The 19113-nt window shown below is 57.4% G+C and carries 24 protein-coding genes; 19 read left to right on the top strand and 5 right to left on the bottom strand.

The window, feature by feature from the left end:
• Positions 1–28: 28 nt before the first annotated feature.
• Together ES815_RS07970 and ES815_RS07965 are read right to left on the bottom strand one after the other, a co-directional pair.
• The gene (locus ES815_RS07970) at positions 29–247 is read right to left on the bottom strand and encodes a YheU family protein (RefSeq protein WP_106995183.1); all 219 of its coding nucleotides are present in this window, start codon (positions 245–247) and stop codon (positions 29–31) included.
• On the bottom strand, positions 244–1266 hold the full coding sequence (locus ES815_RS07965) for a hydrolase (protein WP_142487352.1): 1023 nt from the start codon (positions 1264–1266) through the stop codon (positions 244–246). Before ES815_RS07965 ends, ES815_RS07970 begins: the two co-directional genes overlap by 4 nt.
• A gap of 227 nt (positions 1267–1493) precedes the next feature.
• Here ES815_RS07965 and mdcA point away from each other — a divergent pair, with 227 nt between their 5' ends.
• From mdcA to mdcH, 8 genes are all read left to right on the top strand, one after another.
• Positions 1494–3149, top strand: coding sequence for a malonate decarboxylase subunit alpha (mdcA, locus tag ES815_RS07960; protein ID WP_142487351.1), 1656 nt, complete (start codon positions 1494–1496; stop codon positions 3147–3149).
• Positions 3149–4006, top strand: a complete 858-nt coding sequence (locus tag ES815_RS07955; RefSeq protein ID WP_142487350.1) for a triphosphoribosyl-dephospho-CoA synthase — start codon at positions 3149–3151, stop codon at positions 4004–4006. The genes mdcA and ES815_RS07955 overlap by 1 nt, the downstream gene beginning before the upstream one ends.
• A gap of 9 nt (positions 4007–4015) precedes the next feature.
• Positions 4016–4315: a malonate decarboxylase acyl carrier protein gene (gene mdcC / locus ES815_RS07950; RefSeq protein WP_142487349.1), complete on the top strand. Its 300-nt coding sequence runs from the start codon at positions 4016–4018 to the stop codon at positions 4313–4315.
• The gene (locus ES815_RS07945) at positions 4308–5141 is read left to right on the top strand and encodes a biotin-independent malonate decarboxylase subunit beta (protein WP_142487348.1); all 834 of its coding nucleotides are present in this window, start codon (positions 4308–4310) and stop codon (positions 5139–5141) included. Before mdcC ends, ES815_RS07945 begins: the two co-directional genes overlap by 8 nt.
• The gene (gene mdcE, locus ES815_RS07940; protein ID WP_142487347.1) at positions 5141–5941 is read left to right on the top strand and encodes a biotin-independent malonate decarboxylase subunit gamma; all 801 of its coding nucleotides are present in this window, start codon (positions 5141–5143) and stop codon (positions 5939–5941) included. Before ES815_RS07945 ends, mdcE begins: the two co-directional genes overlap by 1 nt.
• Positions 5942–6069: 128 nt before the next feature.
• Complete coding sequence (locus tag ES815_RS07935) at positions 6070–7029, top strand: AEC family transporter (protein ID WP_142487346.1); 960 nt, start codon at positions 6070–6072, stop codon at positions 7027–7029.
• 2 nt (positions 7030–7031) lie between these two features.
• Positions 7032–7652 carry a malonate decarboxylase holo-ACP synthase gene (locus ES815_RS07930; protein WP_142487345.1) on the top strand — a complete coding sequence of 207 codons (621 nt, stop codon included), beginning with the start codon at positions 7032–7034 and terminating at the stop codon, positions 7650–7652.
• Positions 7649–8548: a malonate decarboxylase subunit epsilon gene (gene mdcH, locus ES815_RS07925; RefSeq protein WP_142487344.1), complete on the top strand. Its 900-nt coding sequence runs from the start codon at positions 7649–7651 to the stop codon at positions 8546–8548. Before ES815_RS07930 ends, mdcH begins: the two co-directional genes overlap by 4 nt.
• Here the strand turns inward: mdcH and ES815_RS07920 are convergent.
• Both ES815_RS07920 and ES815_RS07915 read right to left on the bottom strand, forming a co-directional pair.
• Positions 8538–9476: a LysR family transcriptional regulator gene (locus ES815_RS07920; protein ID WP_142487343.1), complete on the bottom strand. Its 939-nt coding sequence runs from the start codon at positions 9474–9476 to the stop codon at positions 8538–8540. The two genes, mdcH and ES815_RS07920, sit on opposite strands and share 11 nt — an antisense overlap.
• A 15-nt stretch (positions 9477–9491) precedes the next feature.
• Positions 9492–11396 (bottom strand): ABC transporter ATP-binding protein, encoded by a 1905-nt coding sequence (locus tag ES815_RS07915; RefSeq protein ID WP_142487342.1) that lies wholly within the window; start codon positions 11394–11396, stop codon positions 9492–9494.
• Positions 11397–11517: 121 nt separating this feature from the next.
• On the opposite strand from ES815_RS07915, the gene kefG reads away from it, so the two are divergent.
• The 4 genes from kefG (at position 11518) to slyD (ending at position 14774) form a co-directional block, all read left to right on the top strand.
• The gene (gene kefG / locus ES815_RS07910) at positions 11518–12072 is read left to right on the top strand and encodes a glutathione-regulated potassium-efflux system ancillary protein KefG (RefSeq protein ID WP_142487341.1); all 555 of its coding nucleotides are present in this window, start codon (positions 11518–11520) and stop codon (positions 12070–12072) included.
• Positions 12072–13877, top strand: a complete 1806-nt coding sequence (kefB, locus tag ES815_RS07905; RefSeq protein WP_142487340.1) for a glutathione-regulated potassium-efflux system protein KefB — start codon at positions 12072–12074, stop codon at positions 13875–13877. The genes kefG and kefB overlap by 1 nt, the downstream gene beginning before the upstream one ends.
• Before the next feature lie 11 nt (positions 13878–13888).
• Entirely contained in the window at positions 13889–14089 is a 201-nt protein-coding gene (locus ES815_RS07900) for a YheV family putative zinc ribbon protein (RefSeq protein ID WP_039031545.1), read from the top strand.
• A 94-nt stretch (positions 14090–14183) separates the two neighbouring features.
• Positions 14184–14774 (top strand): peptidylprolyl isomerase, encoded by a 591-nt coding sequence (gene slyD / locus ES815_RS07895; protein ID WP_142487339.1) that lies wholly within the window; start codon positions 14184–14186, stop codon positions 14772–14774.
• 45 nt (positions 14775–14819) lie between these two features.
• Here slyD and ES815_RS07890 read toward each other — a convergent pair whose 3' ends face one another.
• On the bottom strand, positions 14820–15038 hold the full coding sequence (locus ES815_RS07890) for a protein SlyX (protein WP_142487338.1): 219 nt from the start codon (positions 15036–15038) through the stop codon (positions 14820–14822).
• Positions 15039–15274: 236 nt separating this feature from the next.
• On the opposite strand from ES815_RS07890, the gene fkpA reads away from it, so the two are divergent.
• The 7 genes from fkpA to rpsG all read left to right on the top strand — a co-directional run bounded on the left by fkpA (position 15275) and on the right by rpsG (position 19086).
• Positions 15275–16093, top strand: coding sequence for an FKBP-type peptidyl-prolyl cis-trans isomerase (gene fkpA / locus ES815_RS07885; protein WP_142487337.1), 819 nt, complete (start codon positions 15275–15277; stop codon positions 16091–16093).
• Positions 16094–16257: 164 nt separating this feature from the next.
• Positions 16258–16980 carry a transcriptional regulator gene (locus ES815_RS07880; RefSeq protein WP_032614730.1) on the top strand — a complete coding sequence of 241 codons (723 nt, stop codon included), beginning with the start codon at positions 16258–16260 and terminating at the stop codon, positions 16978–16980.
• A complete protein-coding gene (gene tusD, locus ES815_RS07875) occupies positions 16980–17366 on the top strand; it encodes a sulfurtransferase complex subunit TusD (protein ID WP_142487336.1) in 387 nt (128 codons plus the stop codon). The genes ES815_RS07880 and tusD overlap by 1 nt, the downstream gene beginning before the upstream one ends.
• Positions 17366–17725: a sulfurtransferase complex subunit TusC gene (gene tusC / locus ES815_RS07870; protein ID WP_142487335.1), complete on the top strand. Its 360-nt coding sequence runs from the start codon at positions 17366–17368 to the stop codon at positions 17723–17725. Before tusD ends, tusC begins: the two co-directional genes overlap by 1 nt.
• Before the next feature lie 7 nt (positions 17726–17732).
• Positions 17733–18020, top strand: a complete 288-nt coding sequence (tusB, locus tag ES815_RS07865; RefSeq protein ID WP_142487334.1) for a sulfurtransferase complex subunit TusB — start codon at positions 17733–17735, stop codon at positions 18018–18020.
• Between the two features lie 124 nt (positions 18021–18144).
• Positions 18145–18519, top strand: coding sequence for a 30S ribosomal protein S12 (gene rpsL, locus ES815_RS07860; RefSeq protein ID WP_003023654.1), 375 nt, complete (start codon positions 18145–18147; stop codon positions 18517–18519).
• A 96-nt stretch (positions 18520–18615) separates the two neighbouring features.
• Positions 18616–19086, top strand: a complete 471-nt coding sequence (rpsG, locus tag ES815_RS07855) for a 30S ribosomal protein S7 (RefSeq protein ID WP_004106370.1) — start codon at positions 18616–18618, stop codon at positions 19084–19086.
• The last annotated feature ends 27 nt before the right edge of the window (positions 19087–19113 follow it).

Genomic DNA, 19113 nt, shown 5'->3' with positions numbered 1-19113 from the left:
CAACTCCCTGAATGGAAAGATGTCGCGGTTAACCGCGAAATTGATTGCGAGGCATGATGTTGACGGTTTCGTGCAGCTCGGACCATACGACCAGCACCTCACCGCTTTGCAGCTGGCGCCTGACGTCGGCAACCTTCTGCTCAAGCGAAAGCTCCTGTTCACCATAATCGGTGCCTTCGCGTAACACAAAGCTTTCAATCAGATTATCCAGCGTTTCGGGAGCCAGATCTTGCCAGGGAATAATCATCTTATCGGTTCCAGGTATGTGGTCAGCCAGTCCGGGATACGCGTTTCCAGCCACATCATCGGGCGACGCAGCGTGCCGCCGACAAAACCCACGTGTCCGCCGTGTTCGGTCAGCTGATACTGCACGTTAGCGGGCAAAAATTCCTGCGCGGGTATCGAGTGATGATCCATAAAGGGATCGTCTTTAGCATGAATAATCAGCACAGGTTTCGTGATGTTGCTGAGCAACGGCATGGCGCTGCACTGGCGATAGTAGTCAATAGCATCGGCAAAACCATGAATTTTGGCGGTGATCAAATCGTCAAATTCGCGCAGGCGACGCACTTTTTTCAGCTGTCGCAGACTGACCGGCAGCGTATCCGGGTATGCCTTCAGTTTGCGTGCCGCATTGGCTTTGAGCAAGTTAAGCAGATAACGCTGATAAACGCGCGAAAAGCCCTTATCCATATGATAGCTGCAGTGTTCCAGCATGAACGGAGCAGAGACGATGGCGGCGGCGTCCAGAGGAATATTGTCGCCCTCTTTTGCCAGCAGGCAGGCGAGCATGTTTCCGCCCAGCGAATAGCCCACCGCCGCCGTAGGGGCCGGGCCGTGGGTCTCTGCCAGCCAGCGCAGGAACCAGGTGCCATCTTCTGTTTCGCCGGAATGATAGATGCGTTTCTGGCGATTGGGTTCGCCGCTGCATCCCCTGAAGTGCATCACTACCCCCAGCCAGCCGCGCGCTTTCGCCGCCTGAATCAGGCCGTGAGCATAGGGGCTGTGCAGGCTGCCCTCGAGGCCATGAAAGACCACCAGCCGGGGTTTGTGCCGGGCCTGAAGCGGATCTTCACTCCAGGCTAAATCAACGAAGTCATCATCCGGCAGGTCAAGGCGCTGCCAGACGGGGGTGAAAAGCACTTTACGACGGATGAGGCGCGGCAGCATGGTCTGCAGATGGCGATTAGCCACGCCCCGCATGGGGACAAATTCTGCGCTCTCGTCGGGTGCAATGTTGAAGTCTGATGGAATGATTTGGGCCATAAAGGTGATGCTAATTATTGTCTGTTATTTACGATACCTTCCGAATTGTACCCCGTTTAGCCTGGTTTTCCGAAACATGAACTGATCCCGATCACAAATATTTACCTTGATTATTACTCTCAGGCTAATGATTCACCTGCGCGCTTAATTGATGACTTTATCACCAGGGCGCACACTTAACTCAACGTTAAGCAAACCTAAAGATGTGCTGAATCAGGAGGTTAACAATGTTATCAGGGCAAACGCCAGCCCGGAACTGGAACACGCGTCGCACTGAAAAAGCGCGCCGCCTGGCTTCCGTCCCGGTGCAGGGCAAGGTACTGCCAACAGGCGACCTTGTCGCCATGCTGGAAAAACTGATCGCCCCAGGCGACAAAGTCGTACTGGAAGGGAATAACCAAAAACAGGCAGACTTTCTCTCCCGCTCGCTGGCCGAAGTGAACCCGCAAATTGTTCACGATCTGCATATGATTATGCCGAGCGTCGGTCGTAGCGAACACCTGGATATTTTTGAGAAGGGCATCGCCCGCAAACTCGACTTCTCTTTCTCAGGTACCCAAAGCCTGCGTATTTCGCAGCTGCTGGAAGACGGGCAGCTGGAGATCGGTGCCATCCACACCTACATCGAACTCTACTCCCGCCTGTATGTCGATCTCTCGCCGAACGTGGCGCTGATTGCCGGTTTTAAAGCCGACCGTAAAGGTAACCTTTATACCGGTGCCAGTACCGAGGATACCCCGGCGCTGGTCGAAGCCGCCGCCTTCCACGACGGCATCGTCATCGCTCAGGTGAACGAGCTGGTGGACGACGAGTGCGATCTGCCGCGTGTGGATATCCCCGGCTCCTGGATTGATTTCGTGGTGGTGGCAGACAAGCCGTTCTTTATCGAACCGCTGTTCACCCGTGACCCGCGCCTGATCAAACAGGAACACATTCTGATGGCGATGATGGCCATCAAAGGCATCTATGCGGAACACCAGGTTCAGTCCCTGAACCACGGTATCGGCTTCAACACCGCCGCTATTGAGCTCCTGCTGCCGACCTACGGCGAGCAGCTCGGCCTGAAAGGCAAAATCTGTAAACACTGGACGCTGAACCCGCATCCAACGCTGATCCCGGCTATTGAAAGCGGCTGGGTGGAGAGCGTGCACTGCTTCGGCGGTGAGCTGGGGATGGAAGAGTACATTCGTGCCCGCCCTGACATCTTCTTTACCGGCGCCGACGGCTCCATGCGCTCCAACCGCGCCTTCTGCCAGCTGGCAGGGCAGTACGCGGTGGATATGTTTATCGGCTCCACGCTGCAGGTTGATGGCTATGCCAACTCCTCTACCGTGACCCGCGGCCGTCTTTCCGGCTTCGGCGGTGCGCCCAACATGGGACACGACCCGCACGGTCGTCGTCATGCCACCCCGGCCTGGCTGAACATGATCACCGAACCTGACCCCATGCAGCGCGGTAAAAAGCTGGTGGTGCAGATGGTGGAAACCTTCCAGGCGGGCGTGAAACCGACCTTCGTCGAAAAACTCGATGCTGTTGAGGTGGCGAAAGCCTCCGGTATGCCGCTGGCCCCGGTCATGATCTACGGCGATGACGTCACCCACGTGCTGACGGAGGAGGGGATTGCTTACCTCTACCGGGCCAAAGATCTTGAGGAACGTCGTGCCATGGTCGCTGCCGTCGCGGGTATTACCGACATCGGCCTGGGTGTGGACGCCAAACGCGTCGCCGAGCTGCGCCAGAGTGGCAAAGTGCTCTACCCGGAAGATATGGGCATTCGCCGCACCGACGTCACCCGCTCTCTGCTGGCGGCTGGCAGCGTGTCTGACCTGGTTGAATGGTCGGGCGGTCTGTACAACCCACCTGCGAAATTCCGGAGCTGGTAATGAAACTTCTCCCCCGGATCCAGGTTGAAGGCGGTGCCGAATGGCTGGCGCGAACCGCCACGCAGTGTCTGATTGACGAAGCGCGACTCAGCCCGAAACCCGGTCTGGTGGACAGTCGGGGGAACGGCGCGCATCACGATTTATCGCTCGCGCTGATGGAGCGTTCGGCGCATAGCCTGACCCCCACGTTTCAGGCGCTGGCGCTGCAAAGCTGGCAGCGTCCGGCCGATATCGCGCTACGGCAGACCGTGGGGCGGCTGGGGCGCGAAGGCGAGCAGCAGATGATGGCCGCCACCGGCGGGGTGAATACCCACCGGGGCGCTATCTGGGCGCTGGGCTTGTTAGTCAGCGCCGTGGCGATGCTCGGTGGCAATGCGCAAGCCCGGACGATAGCCGACACCGCCGCGCAGCTGGCGAAACTGCCGGATGACGCCGCGCCGAAAGTGTTCAGTAAAGGACTGCGCGCCACCCACCGTTATCGGGTGCCGGGCGCGCGCGAAGAGGCGCAGCAGGCATTTCCGCACATTATGCAGCGAGCGTTGCCTCAGCTTCGCCTGAGCCGGCTTAACGGCGGTACCGAAGCCCATGCCCGGCTCGATGCGCTGATGGCGATCATGACCTCGTTAACCGATACCTGCGTGCTCTCCCGCGCCGGTATGGAGGGGTTAGACACCATGCAGGACGGGGCCAGGGCGGTATTAGCCGCCGGCGGCACCGCACAGCCAGAGGGGCAACGCGCGCTCGCCGTATTAGATAAAAAGATGCTCTTGCTCAATGCCTCTCCGGGCGGCGCGGCCGACCTGCTTGCCGCCACGCTGTTCCTTGACCGCATAGAGACGCCTTATTTAGCGAATTAAGAGGATGTTATGGAAAAAATTACATTAACTCTGCCCGCCAGCCGTAACCTGAACGGCAAAGCGCTGGCAGGCGTTGTTGGCTCCGGGGATATGGAGGTGTTATTTACCGCCGACCAGGGCCAGTCATTAACCATCGAGATCACCACCTCGGTCGATAACAGCCGTAACCGTTGGGATGCGCTGTTCAACAGATTGCAAACCGTCAGCAGCCTGCCGGCGGGCAAACTGACCATCCACGACTTTGGCGCAACGCCGGGCGTGGCACGCATTCGTATCGAACAAGTCTTTGAGGGGGTGAGCCATGCGTGATGACAGCAGCTTTATCGAATTAAAAGCGCGCCAGCGTGCGCAGGCCCTGCTCGACGAGGGCAGCTATCGCGAACTGCTGGATCCGTTTGAAGGGATTATCTCTCCGTGGCTGGGGCCGCAGGGCATTGTGCCGCAGGCCGATGATGGCATGGTGGTGGCGAAAGGCACCATCAACGGCAAACCCGCGGTAGTCGTGGCAATTGAAGGCGCGTTCCAGGGCGGCAGCATGGGCGAAGTGTCTGGTGCAAAAATGGCGGCTGCGCTGGAGCTGGCGGCGGAAGATAACCGTAACGGCATTCCAACCCAGGCGGTATTAAGCCTTGAAACCGGCGGCGTACGTTTGCAGGAGGCGAATCTCGGCCTGGCGGCGATTGCCGATATCCACGCCGCGATTGTCGATCTGCGCCGCTATACCCCGGTCATCGGCATTGTCGCCGGTACCGTTGGCTGCTTCGGCGGGATGTCCATTGCGGCCGCGCTGTGCAGCTATCTGATTGTGACCCGCGAAGCGCGTCTGGGGCTGAACGGCCCGCAGGTTATTGAGCAGGAGGCGGGCATTGAAGAGTATGACTCCCGCGACCGTCCGTTTATCTGGAGCATGACCGGGGGCGAGATTCGCTATCAAAGCGGGCTGGTGGATGCGCTGGTGGGCGATGGCGTCAACGCGGTGAAAGCGGCGATGAACGACGCGATTGCGAAAGGCGTGCCGGCAAAACACCGCACCGACAATTACGACTGGTATCTCGAACGCCTGACCAACTTCGATACCCGCAAACAGGCGGATACTGAACAGATTCACGCGCTCTTTGCCCGGGAGGTGAAATGATGAGTACTTCAATTAGCCGTGGTGAGCTCTGGCTGGAAACCCTTGCGCCGAATGCCAAACGTCTGGAGGGGCTCTGCCCGTCGGTTCAGGCGGCGGACGGCGAGCTGAATGGCGAAGCGGTGCGCTTTGTTGCGGTGGTACCGGATGCCAACAACCACTATCCACGTGCGGCACGAGGTGAAGTCGGTCTGCTGGAAGGCTGGACCCTGGCCAAAGTGGTGAGTGAAACCGTCGCGGCCGATGCTGACAAAGCGGTTAAACGCCCGATTGTGGCGGTGATCGACGTGCCGAGCCAGGCCTATGGCCGTCGCGAAGAGGGATTTGGTATTCACCAGGCGCTGGCCGGTGCTGCTGCGGCCTATGCTAATGCGCGTCTGGCGGGCCATCCGGTGATTGGCCTTATCGTCGGCAAAGCGATGTCCGGGGCGTTTTTGGCCCACGGCTATCAGGCCAACCGGCTGATCGCTTTTAATGACCAGGGCGTATTAATCCACGCGATGGGGAAAGAGTCTGCCGCACGCATCACGCTGCGTACCGTGGACGCACTGGAAAAACTGGCGGCAACCATCCCGCCAATGGCGTATGACATCAGTAACTACGCCACCCTGGGACTGCTGGAAAACCTGCTGGATATCAGCAATCCGGACGCACCTTCCTCTCTCGATCTGGCGCTGGTTAAAACCACCTTACAACAGGCCATTGATGACGCTCGCCGGGATCCGACGCTGAAAAGCCGTCTGGGTGCCGACAATCGCCACAGCTCGGCTCTCGTACGCGAACGTATGCGAGCAAGCTGGTAACACCAAAAAGAAAAGACCTGCCAGATGCACGCCCCGTGGGCGCACCCGTTGCGCCCACGAGGGAACCTGCATCCTGAAAATAATAACCATCGCGTCAGTGCTTAAACTTCTTTTTTTACAGGTGATTTATGACTTATGTGATTGTTCATGCCCTTGCACCCATTTTTGTCATCATGCTGCTCGGCTTCTGGGCCGGTAAAGCCAAAATGGTGGATAACAAAAATGTGTCTCTGCTTAATATCTTCGTGATGGATTTTGCATTGCCCGCCGCGCTGTTCAGCGCCACGGTGCAAACGCCCTGGACAGGTATCATTGCCCAGTCGCCGCTGATCCTGGTCCTGACCCTGGCGATGTGGATAACCTATGCGGCCATCTACTTCCTCGCCACCAAAGTTTTCAAAAAGTCACCGCAGGATGCCGCCGTGCTGACCCTGACCGTGGCGCTGCCGAACTATGCGGCGCTGGGCCTGCCGATTCTGGGCAGCGTGTTGGGCGAAGGTTCTGCAACTTCACTCTCCGTGGCGGTTTCCATTGCCTGTGGCTCCGTGCTGATGACGCCGTTCTGTCTGCTGATTCTGGAACGCGAGAAAGCCCGTGCGGAAGGCGCAAACAGTGGCTCTACCCTGGCGATGCTGCCGGTGCTGATGTGGCGCTCAATTAAGAAACCAATCGTGATGGGCCCGCTGCTGGGTGTGATTCTGTCCGCGATTGGCATCAAAATGCCAGACCTGGTGCTGGCAGCGATTAAACCGCTCGGCCTGGCAGCAACTGCGGCAGCGCTGTTCCTGACCGGCGTGATCCTGTCGGCCCGTAAGCTGCAGATCAACACCATGGTGATTAGCGCGACCATCACCAAGCTGCTGATCCAGCCGGCGATTGCCTGGGGTATTGTGCTGATTTTGGGTCTGCACGGCTCGGTGGCGATTACCGCAATCCTGATGATTGCCCTGTCTGCCGGTTTCTTCGGCGTCGTGTTTGGTAACCGCTTTGGCGTACAGTCTCCGGATGCGGAAGCGGTGCTGCTGTTAAGCTCCGTCCTGTGTATCCTGTCGCTGCCGCTGTTTATCTCGCTGACTTCAGGAATGTAATCATGACCACAACATTACGCCCGCACGACTTAATCTGGTTGACCACACGTGATGCGCTGGAGGATATCCACGAGTCCTGGGTGGATACGGCCTGGCATACCGGGCTGCCGGTAGTGGTGCGGCGTGATGTTGATGGTAACGGGCGTATACCGGTCGGGGTACGTGGCCTTAAGCGCGATCAGCGCGCGGCGGGCTGGGTTAACCCCCACCAGATTGCCCGTATCGTCTCCCCCGAACAGCTGAGCGCAGAAGAGAGTCTGCTGCGCTCGCCCTTTATCACTCAGCCACCGGTTCAGGTGGCGGTACAGCTTTCCCGCACCTCGTGGCCCTGGACATGGGGCATCACCGGCAGCACCGGCTATGCGCTGTCCACCGGCATTGCGGTGATCCACGCCGACAGCGATCTCGATCTGCTGATCCGCGCGCCGGAGCCGCTTTCGCGTACGGTGTTACTCAACTGGCAGTCACAGCTTGAAGGGGCGCTCTGCCGGGCCGATACCCAGGTTGAGACGCCGCTGGGCGGCTTTGCGCTCAACGAATGGCTACGTGATGGAAAAACGTTGCTGAAAACCGACCGGGGGCCGCGCCTGACGGCGAACCCCTGGGCATGGGAGGAACAATGAAGATCCTGTTTACCTTTCCGGGTCAGGGGACGCAGCATCCCGGTATGCTGCAAAACCTGCCGGGAACCGAGCTGGCTCAGGCGCGTGAAGTGCTGGGTGCCAGTGAAGTGGACGCGCTGGACTCCCCGGCGGCGCTACAGCACACCCGCGCGGTACAGCTGGCGCTGTTGATCGCGGGCGTCGCCTGGGCGCGTGAGCTGGCACGTCGCGGCGTGGCGCCGGATATCGTCAGCGGCCTCTCTATCGGCGCATACCCTGCGGCGGTCATCTCCGGGGCGCTCGATTTTGCTGATGCCCTGAAGCTGGTGGCCCTGCGTGGCGATCTGATGGAGCAGGCTTATCCGCAGGGCTACGGCCTGACGGCGATTATGGGGTTAACTCTTGCGCAGGTCGAAACCCTGATGGAAGGCACCGGCACCTATATTGCCAACCTGAATGCCGAGACGCAGATTGTGATCGCTGGTGCCGATGACGGCATGGCGGAAGTGGCGGCACGCGCGCTGGCGAAAGGGGCCAATAAAGCCCGCCGTCTGACGGTAAGCGTCCCGTCGCACTGCGAACTGCTAGCTGAACCGGCGCAAAAACTGGTCGCGGCCTTCAGCCGGGTCACGCTCTCTCGCCCCCGCTGCGCTTATCTGAGCGGCAGCACCGGACGCGTGCTCTGGCAGCCAGAGAAAATAGCTGATGACCTGGCCATGAACATGGCCCGGACGGTGCGCTGGCAGGAGGCGGTGATTGCCGCTAACGAGCGTGAAGCGCGGCTGGCGATTGAGATGCCACCCGGCGGTGTGCTCACCTGTCTGACGCGTCAGGCGGCCTGGGAAGGGGAGTCTGTCTCTCTGGAGCGCAGCGGCATCGACGTCGCGGTGCATCTCGCACGGCGTCTTAAGGTGTAGTGTTCTGCTCAAGGCGGCGGGCGTACATGCGGCCTTCCGCCGCCAGCGCCCGCAGGCTCGGATCCTGCTCGCGGTTGCGGGCAAAGACGATGGCGATCAGCTGCTGCATTTGATAAGGCTGGGCCAGCTTTAACAGCTGTACCGAGTTTTCATACACCTTTTTCATCCTGCCCGGCATCAGCGTAAAGCCCACCCCCGCCTGTACCAGACTCAGCATCGAAAAAATATCGTTTACCCGGGTGACGATCTCCGGCTCGAAACCGGCGATATGAAACGCCTCCTGGAAGCCCGCGTAGGTGGCGAAGCCCTCAGCCAGAGCAACAAACTTCTGGTCCTTATAGTCGCGTAGATCTGCCAGCTCGTCGGTATTGAGCTGCGCCGAGGCCGGGGCGGCAAGACAGATATCATCGTGGAACAGGGGCAGCACTTCGAGGTTATTACGGTCAATTTCGCTTTCGGAGATTGAGATGAGAATGGCATCGAGCGAGCCTTCATCCAGCATATGCAGCAGGGTGTCGTTGGATCCCATGGTGAGATCCATCTCCAGATCCGGGCGACGCAGCTTCATGCCCATAATCAACTGCGGCACCGTTTCGAGCGTCAGAGAGTAGAGCGTCCCCACCCGCAGACGGCCCTGGCCGATGCCAGCCGTTTTACGCGCCTCTTCCAGCCCGCGCTCCATCACCTGCATCACCTCCTGGCAGTACTCCAGCAGCGTCCAGGCGGCGGGCAGGGCGATCAGATTCCGGCCTTTGTGGGTGAACAGCGGGCAGCGGACGTTCTCTTCCAGGGTGTGCAGGGCACGATGGACGCTGACCCCGCTGAGGTTCAGTACCTCAGCGGCACGGGCGATATTGCCCGTCTCCATAAAGGTCATGAAGATGCTAAGTTTGCGGAAGGTAATCTCGCTGGTCAGGTCCGGTATCATTGCCCCTCTCCCGGGTTAGTCGCTCTGGAGCATCCCTTCGAGCTGTTCCTGTGCGTCCAGCCAGGCCATCTCGCACTCCTCAAGGCTGGATTTGGTTTTGGCCTGCACCTGCAGACATTCGGTTAGCTCGGCTTTACGCGTCTGGTCATACAGCCCGCTGTCGCCCAGCTTCTCTTCAACTGTGGCAAGCGTGGCGTTGAGCTTCTCCATCTCTTTTTCCAGACGGGTGATCTCTTTACGCAGCGGCTGGGTTTGCGTACGCAGCTCCGCGTCGCGGCGCTTCTGGTCTTTACGCGCCTGGGCGCTGTTGGCGTTCTCTTTCGTTGCCTCTTCCGGCTGGTTTTCCTGCTTCTGCACGTCCGTCAGCCACTGCTGATAATCCTCCAGATCGCCGTCGAAAGGCTCAACTTTACTGTCGTGTACCAGGTAGAGATCGTCGGTGGTGGAGCGGATCAGGTGACGATCGTGCGAAACGACAACCAGCGCGCCTTCAAACTCAATCAGCGCTTCGGTCAGGGCCTGGCGCATGTCCAGATCCAGGTGGTTAGTCGGTTCATCGAGCAGCAGCAGATTCGGGCGCTGCCAGACGATAAGCGCCAGCACCAGACGGGCTTTTTCGCCGCCGGAGAAGCGCTCGGTCTTCTCGGTCACTTTATCGCCCTGGAAGCCGAAGCCGCCCAGGTAATCCCGCAGCTTCTGCTCCATCTCCTGCGGGGCCAGACGCGCCAGGTGCTGCAGCGGCGATTCATCCGCGCGTAAAAATTCCAGCTGATGCTGGGCGAAATAGCCCAGCTTGATGCCCTTCGCCAGACCGATATCCCCGCGGACCGGCGCCAGCTCGCCCGCCAGCAGCTTAATCAGGGTCGATTTACCGGCACCGTTGCGCCCGAGCAGACCGATACGGGAGCCCGGGACCAGGTTGAGCTTAATCGAGTCGAGAATGATGCGGTCACCATAGCCGGCGCTGACCTTTTCCATTTTCAGCAGTGGATTAGGCAGGCTTTCCGGGGCGCGGAAGCTGAAGTGGAACGGGTTATCGACGTGTGCCGGGGCAATCATCTCCATCCGTTCCAGCATCTTGATGCGGCTCTGGGCCTGTTTGGCTTTGGAGGCCTTGGCCTTGAAGCGATCGACAAAGCTCTGCAGATGCGCCACCCGCTGCTGCTGGCTTTCGTACATCGCCTGCTGCTGGGAGAGACGCACCGCGCGCTGGCGCTCAAAGGAGCTGTAGTTGCCGGTATATTCGAACATCGATTCCTGTTCGATATGAATAATTTTGTCCACCACCGGGTCGAGGAAGTCACGGTCGTGCGAAATCAGAATCAGAGTGCCCTGATAGCTTTTCAGCCACTTCTCCAGCCAGATAACGGCATCGAGATCGAGGTGGTTAGTCGGTTCATCGAGCAGGAGCAGATCGGAGCGGCAGATCAGCGCCTGGGCCAGGTTGAGACGCATACGCCAGCCACCGGAGAAGTCGCTGACCGGACGTTCCAGCTGTTCATTGCTGAAACCCAGCCCGTGCAGAAGCGTGGAGGCGCGGGAGCGGATGGTCCAGGCGTCGATAGCGTCGAGTTTGCCGTGGACGGTGGCAATCGCGTGGCCGTCGTTGCGTTCGTTGGCGGCGTGCAGTTCGGCTTCCAGCTTGCGGTACTCCCGGTCGCCGTCAATAACATAGTCCATCGCCGGTACGCTCAGGGCAGGCGTCTCCTGGTTTACCCAGGCCAGCTGCCAGTTGCCAGGGTAGGTAAAGTTACCGCCGTCGGCACCGATCTCGTTTTTCAGCAATGACAGTAACGTGGATTTACCGCAGCCGTTTTTGCCCACCAGGCCCACTTTCTGGCCCGGGTTAATGGTGGCTGTAGCGTTGTCCAGCAGGACGCGTACGCCGCGACGAATTTGTAATGAGGAGAAAACAATCATAGAGCGCCGTATGTTCCGACTATGTTAAGTTGTCATTATAATCAGGTTAAATGTGCCGCCACGCGCCGCGTGGGTGTGCCATGGTAGCCCAAAATAACAGTGATGACGACCCGGGAGAGGAATGATGTCCCAGACAGCAAAAGTGCTGCTGCTGTATGCCCATCCGGAGTCGCAGGACTCGGTCGCCAACCGGGTTTTGCTCCAACCGGCATTACAGCTCAGTAATGTGACGGTGCACGATCTCTACGCGCACTACCCCGATTTTTTTATCGACATCCCTCATGAGCAGGAGCTGCTGCGCCAGCACGACGTCATCGTGTTCCAGCATCCGCTTTATACCTACAGCTGCCCGGCGCTGCTGAAAGAGTGGCTGGACCGCGTGCTGAGCCGCGGCTTTGCCAGTGGCCCGGGAGGAAACCAGCTGGCGGGAAAGTACTGGCGGAACGTCATTACTACCGGCGAGCCGGAGAGCGCGTATCGCCACGATGGGCTTAACCGCTACTCAATGAACGATATCCTGCGCCCGTTCGAGCTGACGGCGGCCATGTGTCGCATGCACTGGCTGAGTCCGATCGTTATCTACTGGGCGCGTCGGCAGCATCAGGATGAGCTGGCCAGCCATGCCAAAGCCTACGGTGCCTGGCTGGCTGCACCCAATCTGACGGGAGGCCGCTGATGGAAGGTTCCGATCTGTTACTGGCGGGAGTGCTGTTTCTGCTCGCCGCCGTGGTGGCGGTGCCGCTGGCTGCGCGACTGGGTATTGGCGCGGTGCTCGGCTATCTGCTGGCGGGTATCGCCATTGGCCCCTGGGGGCTGGGATTTATCAGTGATGTGGACGAAATCCTGCACTTCTCGGAGCTGGGCGTCGTCTTTCTGATGTTTATTATCGGCCTGGAGCTGAACCCGGCGAAGCTCTGGCAGCTACGGCGCTCCATCTTCGGCGTGGGCGCCGCACAGGTGATCGGTAGCGCGGTGATCCTTGGTGGGCTGCTGATGCTGGACCATTTCTCATGGCAGGCGGCGGTAGTGGGCGGGATCGGGCTGGCGATGTCCTCCACCGCGATGGCCCTGCAGCTGATGCGCGATAAGGGCATGAACCGTAATGAGGCGGGGCAACTGGGTTTCTCCGTGCTGCTGTTTCAGGATCTGGCGGTGATCCCGGCGCTGGCCCTGGTTCCGCTGCTGGCGGGCTCAGGCGACGAACATTTCGACTGGATGAAAATCGGCATGAAGGTGCTGGCCTTTGCCGGCATGCTGGTGGGCGGGCGCTATCTGCTGCGTCCGGTGTTCCGCTTTATTGCGGCGTCCGGGGTACGGGAGGTGTTTACCGCGGCCACGCTGCTGCTGGTGTTAGGCTCGGCGCTGTTTATGGATGCGCTGGGGCTGTCGATGGCGCTGGGAACCTTTATTGCCGGCGTACTGCTGGCGGAGAGCGAGTACCGGCATGAGCTGGAGATCGCCATCGATCCGTTTAAAGGGCTGCTGTTAGGGCTGTTCTTTATCTCGGTCGGTATGGCGTTGAACCTGGGCGTGCTTTATACCCATATCCTGGCCGTGGTGCTGGGCGTGGCGGTGCTGATCGCCGTTAAAATGCTGGTGCTGTACGGGCTGGCGCGGGTATACGGCCTGCGGCACCCGGAGCGCGCGCAGCTCGCCGGGGTGCTGAGTCAGGGGGGAGAGTTCGCTTTTGTGCTCTTCTCCACAGCATCGTCCCAGAGATTGTTTCAGCATGATCAGATGGCGTTGCTGCTGGTGACCGTCACGCTGTCGATGATGACCACGCCGCTGCTGATGAAGCTGATTGATAAACGCCTGTCGCGCCGTATTAATGCTGCTGACGATGAGCATGAAGCGCCCTGGGTCGACGATGATAAACCGCAGGTGATCGTGGTGGGCTTCGGACGTTTTGGTCAGGTAATTGGCCGCCTGCTGATGGCGAACAAAAAGCGTGTGACGGTGCTGGAGCGCGATATCAGCGCGGTTAACCTGATGCGGAAGTACGGTTACAAAGTCTATTACGGTGATGCCACCCAGGTCGAACTGCTGCGCTCTGCTGGCGCAGAGGCGGCGGAGTCGATCGTCATCACCTGTAACGAGCCGGAAGACACCATGAAGCTGGTGCAGATCTGCCAGCAGCATTTTCCCCATCTGCACATCCTGGCGCGAGCGCGCGGGCGTGTAGAGGCGCATGAACTGCTTCAGGCCGGGGTGAAGCAATTCACCCGCGAGACCTTCTCCAGTGCGCTGGAGCTGGGGCGCAAAACGTTAGTGACGCTGGGTATGCATCCGCATCAGGCCCAGCGCGCGCAGTTACACTTTCGCCGTCTGGATATGATGATGCTGCGCGAGTTGATGCCGGTGCATACCGATACGGTGCAAATTTCCCGGGTACGGGAAGCGCGCCGCGAGCTGGAAGAGATCTTCCAGCGTGAGATGCAGCAGGAGCGTCGACAGCTGGACGGCTGGGATGAATTTGAATAACGAGGTGGAGAATGGCGGTACGTAAACGCTTTATCGCCGGTGCGAAATGCCCGGCCTGCCAGGCGCAGGATTCCCTGGCCATGTGGCGAGAGAACAATATCGATATTGTTGAGTGTGTTAAGTGCGGGCACCAGATGCGTGAAGCGGACAAAGAGGCTCGCGAGCATGTTCGCAAGGAAGAGCAAGTGATCGGGATTTTTCATCCGGACTAGCGATATGCCCTGAGTTTTTTTAAGCTAAAGGGTACACGGGTGCAGATTTCCGTTACAATCTGCGCCAGCAATTTTCCCACGCTCAGGAGATATCATGAAAGTAGCAAAAGACCTGGTGGTCAGCCTGGCCTATCAGGTACGTACAGAAGACGGTGTGTTGGTTGATGAGTCTCCGGTGAGTGCGCCGCTGGACTACCTGCACGGTCACGGTTCCCTGATTTCCGGTCTGGAAAACGCGCTGGACGGTCACGAAGTTGGCGACAAATTTGACGTTGCTGTAGGCGCGAACGACGCTTACGGTCAGTACGATGACAACCTGGTGCAGCGCGTTCCTAAAGACGTGTTCATGGGCGTTGACGAACTGCAGGTTGGCATGCGTTTCCTGGCTGAAACTGATCAGGGTCCGGTTCCAGTAGAAATCACCGAAGTTGAAGATGACCACGTTGTGGTTGATGGTAACCACATGCTGGCTGGCCAGAACCTCAAGTTCAACGTTGAAGTGGTTGCAATCCGCGAAGCCACTGAAGAAGAGCTGGCTCACGGCCACGTTCACGGTGCGCACGGCCATGACCACGATCACGATCATGGTCACGACGGCTGCTGCGGCGGTCACGGCCACGATCACGACCATGGTCACGACCACGGTAAAGGCGGTTGCGGTAATGGCGGCTGCGGTTGCCACTAAGCTTCAGGCTCCAAAAAAGCGGGAATATCCCGCTTTTTTTACGTCTCAATAATGGGGCGGTGGCGTCTCTTCCGACTGCGACGCAATGTGCGATGCTTGCGACGCTTTCACTTTTTCGGTTAACAGACGCAGCAGATCCCGCAGCTTTGCCATCTCCAGCTCGTGGGCCGTCACGGTCTGGTTCAGCTCATCGATGGTGATCTCCTGAAAAGCCAGGCGGCTTTCAAGCTCAGCCAGTCGTGCTTCCATATCTGTATTCTGCATGATTCACCTCGTTGGTCTCGTTTACCCCGTTCGGGGCTGGCGGCGGCGGATTTTACCCGAGATTATCCGCGCGCGCAGTAAACATCCCCTTGCTGCGAAACTAATTTAAACAAAAATAGTCTGAAATGTGGTGCTAATCAGGGGTGTCTACCTGTAGATTTGTTCCTCAACGTTTTATAGTACGCTTCTCATTTACGCTTAATACGGGGTGAGAGTCCCCGGCCCTGGAGAAATGGATGAAATCACTGTTTAAAGTAACGCTGCTGGCGACCACGATGGCTGTCGCTCTGCATGCGCCGCTGACTTTCGCTGCCGATACCGCGGCGAAGCCTGCTGCGGCAGCTGACAGTTCTGCGGCGTTCAAAAATGACGACCAGAAGTCAGCCTATGCGCTGGGCGCATCTCTGGGCCGTTACATGGAAAACTCTCTGAAAGAGCAAGAAAAACTGGGCATTAAACTGGATCAGACTCAGCTGATCGCCGGTGTTCAGGATGCGTTTGCTGATAAGAGCAAACTGTCAGACCAGGAAATCGAGCAAACTCTGCAGGCTTTCGAAGCGCGCGTGAAAGGCGCAGCGCAGGAGAAGATGGAGAAAGACGCGGCTGAAAACGAAACGAAAGGCAAAACCTACCGTGAAGCTTTCGCTAAAGAGAAAGGCGCTAAAACCTCTTCTACTGGCCTGGTCTATAAAGTAGAGAAAGAAGGTACCGGCGACGCACCGAAAGACAGCGATACCGTCGTCGTAAACTACAAAGGTACTCTGACCGACGGTAAAGAGTTCGATAACTCTTACACTCGTGGTGAGCCGCTTTCCTTCCGTCTGGACGGTGTTATCCCTGGCTGGACTGAAGGCCTGAAGAACATCAAGAAAGGCGGTAAAATCAAGCTGGTCATCCCACCGGATCTGGCCTACGGCAAAACTGGCGTCCCGGGTATCCCGGCTAACTCCACGCTGGTATTTGACGTAGAGCTGCTGGATATCAAGCCAGCGCCAAAAGCGGATGCCAAGGCGGACGCGAAGTCAGAAGCGCCTGCTGAAGCCACCAAGAAGTAAATCGGTAACAACCGCCGCCTCTGAAGCGGCGGTTTTTTTATTATGGTGCAGATATAATTAACACTGGAAGCGCTACCTACGCTGTATTAATTTAGTTGCCCGTGTAAATAATGAGCCTGCCCTGAAAACCTACCGACAGGCTCCTGAAAAGGAGTGTTTTTTTCATGACCAGGTCGCTTTTAACCAACGAAACCAGCGAACTTGATCTGCTGGATCAACGTCCTTTCGATCAGACCGATTTCGATATTCTGAAATCCTACGAAGCGGTAGTGGACGGGTTAGCGATGCTCATTGGGTCCCACTGCGAAATCGTATTGCACTCCCTGCAAGATCTGAAATGTTCTGCCATCCGCATTGCCAATGGTGAGCATACTGGCCGTAAAATTGGCTCGCCAATCACCGACCTTGCACTGCGTATGCTGCACGACATGACCGGCGCGGACAGCAGCGTCTCAAAATGTTATTTCACCCGCGCGAAGAGCGGTGTCCTGATGAAGTCCGTGACGATTGCTATCCGCAACCGCGACCATCGGGTGATTGGTTTGCTGTGCATCAACATGAACCTCGATGTACCGTTCTCCCAGATCATGAACACCTTCATTCCGCCAGAAACCCCGGATGTCGGCTCTTCCGTTAACTTTGCCTCCTCGGTTGAGGATCTTGTCACCCAGACGCTGGAGTTCACCATCGAAGAGGTGAATGCCGATCGCAATGTGTCTAACAATGCCAAGAACCGCCAGATCGTGCTTAACCTTTATGAAAAAGGCATTTTCGATATCAAAGATGCGATTAACCAGGTAGCCGATCGTCTCAATATTTCCAAACATACGGTGTATCTCTATATCCGTCAGTTCAAAAGCGGCGATTTCCTGGGGCATGAGAAGTAATGCGTTTTGCGTTAATGGTGACAGGCCCGGCTTACGGTACGCAGCAGGCCAGCAGTGCGTTGCAGTTTGCGCGCGCGCTGCTTGCAGCAGGACATGAACTGGTCAGCGTCTTTTTTTATCGGGAAGGCGTCTATAACGCCAACCAGCTGACGTCACCCGCCTCTGATGAGTTTGACCTGGTGCGTGCATGGCAATCGCTAAACCAGCAGCACGGCGTTGCGCTGCACATCTGTGTGGCGGCTGCGCTGCGTCGCGGCGTGAGCGATGCGAACGAAGCGCAGCGTCTGGGCCTGCCTGCCGCCAATCTTAATGACGGCTTTTCACTTAGCGGCCTCGGGGCGCTGGCAGAAGCTGCATTAACCTGCGACCGAATGGTGCAATTCTGATGAACCGCGTTGCTTTTGTCTTTACCTCTGCGCCTCATGGTAGTGCCGCCGGAAGGGAAGGGCTGGATGCATTACTGGCGACCTCCGCGCTTACTGAGGAGATCGGTGTTTTCTTTATTGGCGACGGTGTGTTTCAACTGCTTACCGGGCAACAGCCGCAATCTGTGCTGGCGCGCGACTACATCGCGACCTTTAAAGTCCTGCCGCTGTATGACATCGAGACGTTTTACGTCTGTGCTGCCTCCCTGCAGAGGCGCGGTTTGAGTGAAAACACGCCTTTTGTTCTCGACACCACGGTGGTTGTGCCGGAGGTGTTGCGTGAACATCTCTCCCACTTCGACACTATCCTGACATTCTGAGGCCGTCATGCTCCATACCCTGAGCCACTCTCCCTGGCAATGTGACATCGAAAGCCTGTTAAGCATGGTGCGTGAAGGCGATGCTCTACTGTTGATCCAGGATGGGGTCCTGGCGGCGGTAGAAGGCAGCCGCTTTGTTGATATTCTCAATAATGCCCCCATCTCTGTCTCTGCGCTTAAAGATGACATCGATGCCCGCGGTCTTGCTGGTCAAATTTCAACCAAAATTAACGTGGTTAGCTATACTGATTTCGTTAATCTGGCTGTCCAGCACACCGGTTACATGAACTGGTGATGCGAGATCGCTGTATATTTCTTGACACCTTTTCGACGTAGCCCTAAAATTTCGCGTCCTCATATTGTATGAGGGCGTTTTATTACGTGTTTACGAAGCAAAAGCTAAAACCAGGAGCTATTTAATGGCAACAGTTAACCAGCTGGTACGCAAACCACGCGCTCGCAAAGTTGCAAAAAGCAACGTGCCAGCGTTGGAAGCCTGCCCGCAGAAACGTGGCGTATGTACTCGTGTATATACCACCACTCCTAAGAAACCAAACTCCGCACTGCGTAAAGTATGCCGTGTGCGTTTGACTAACGGTTTTGAAGTGACTTCCTACATCGGTGGTGAAGGTCACAACCTGCAGGAGCACTCCGTGATCCTGATCCGTGGCGGTCGTGTAAAAGACCTTCCGGGTGTTCGTTACCACACCGTTCGTGGTGCGCTTGACTGCTCCGGCGTTAAAGACCGTAAGCAATCTCGCTCCAAGTATGGCGTGAAACGTCCTAAGGCTTAATGGTTCTCCGTTAAGTAAGGCCAAACTGATTTATCTTAATGTCATACTAAACTCTTAGAGTTTTGGACAATCCTGAATTAACAACGGAGTATTCCCATGCCACGTCGTCGCGTCATTGGTCAGCGTAAAATTCTTCCAGATCCGAAATTCGGATCAGAACTGCTGGCAAAATTTGTAAATATCCTGATGGTAGATGGTAAAAAATCTACTGCAGAAGCAATCGTATACAGCGCGCTTGAGACCCTGGCTCAGCGTTCTGGTAAAAATGAACTGGAAGCTTTCGAAGTCGCTCTCGACAACGTTCGCCCAACTGTAGAAGTTAAGTCCCGCCGCGTTGGTGGTTCTACTTATCAGGTTCCAGTTGAAGTTCGTCCGGTTCGTCGTAATGCTCTGGCAATGCGTTGGATCGTTGAAGCTGCTCGTAAACGCGGTGATAAATCCATGGCTCTGCGTCTGGCGAACGAACTTTCTGATGCTGCAGACAACAAAGGTACTGCAGTTAAGAAACGTGAAGACGTTCACCGTATGGCAGAAGCCAACAAGGCGTTCGCACACTACCGTTGGTAATCCCTTCGGAGTCTTAGTCACCAGGCG

Origin of the sequence: Leclercia adecarboxylata, from assembly GCF_006874705.1 — a bacterium.
Classification (GTDB): Bacteria; Pseudomonadota; Gammaproteobacteria; order Enterobacterales; family Enterobacteriaceae; genus Enterobacter; species Enterobacter adecarboxylatus_C.
Note: the sequence above shows the minus strand (reverse complement) of the source record. Positions and strands in the feature narration are given on the sequence as shown.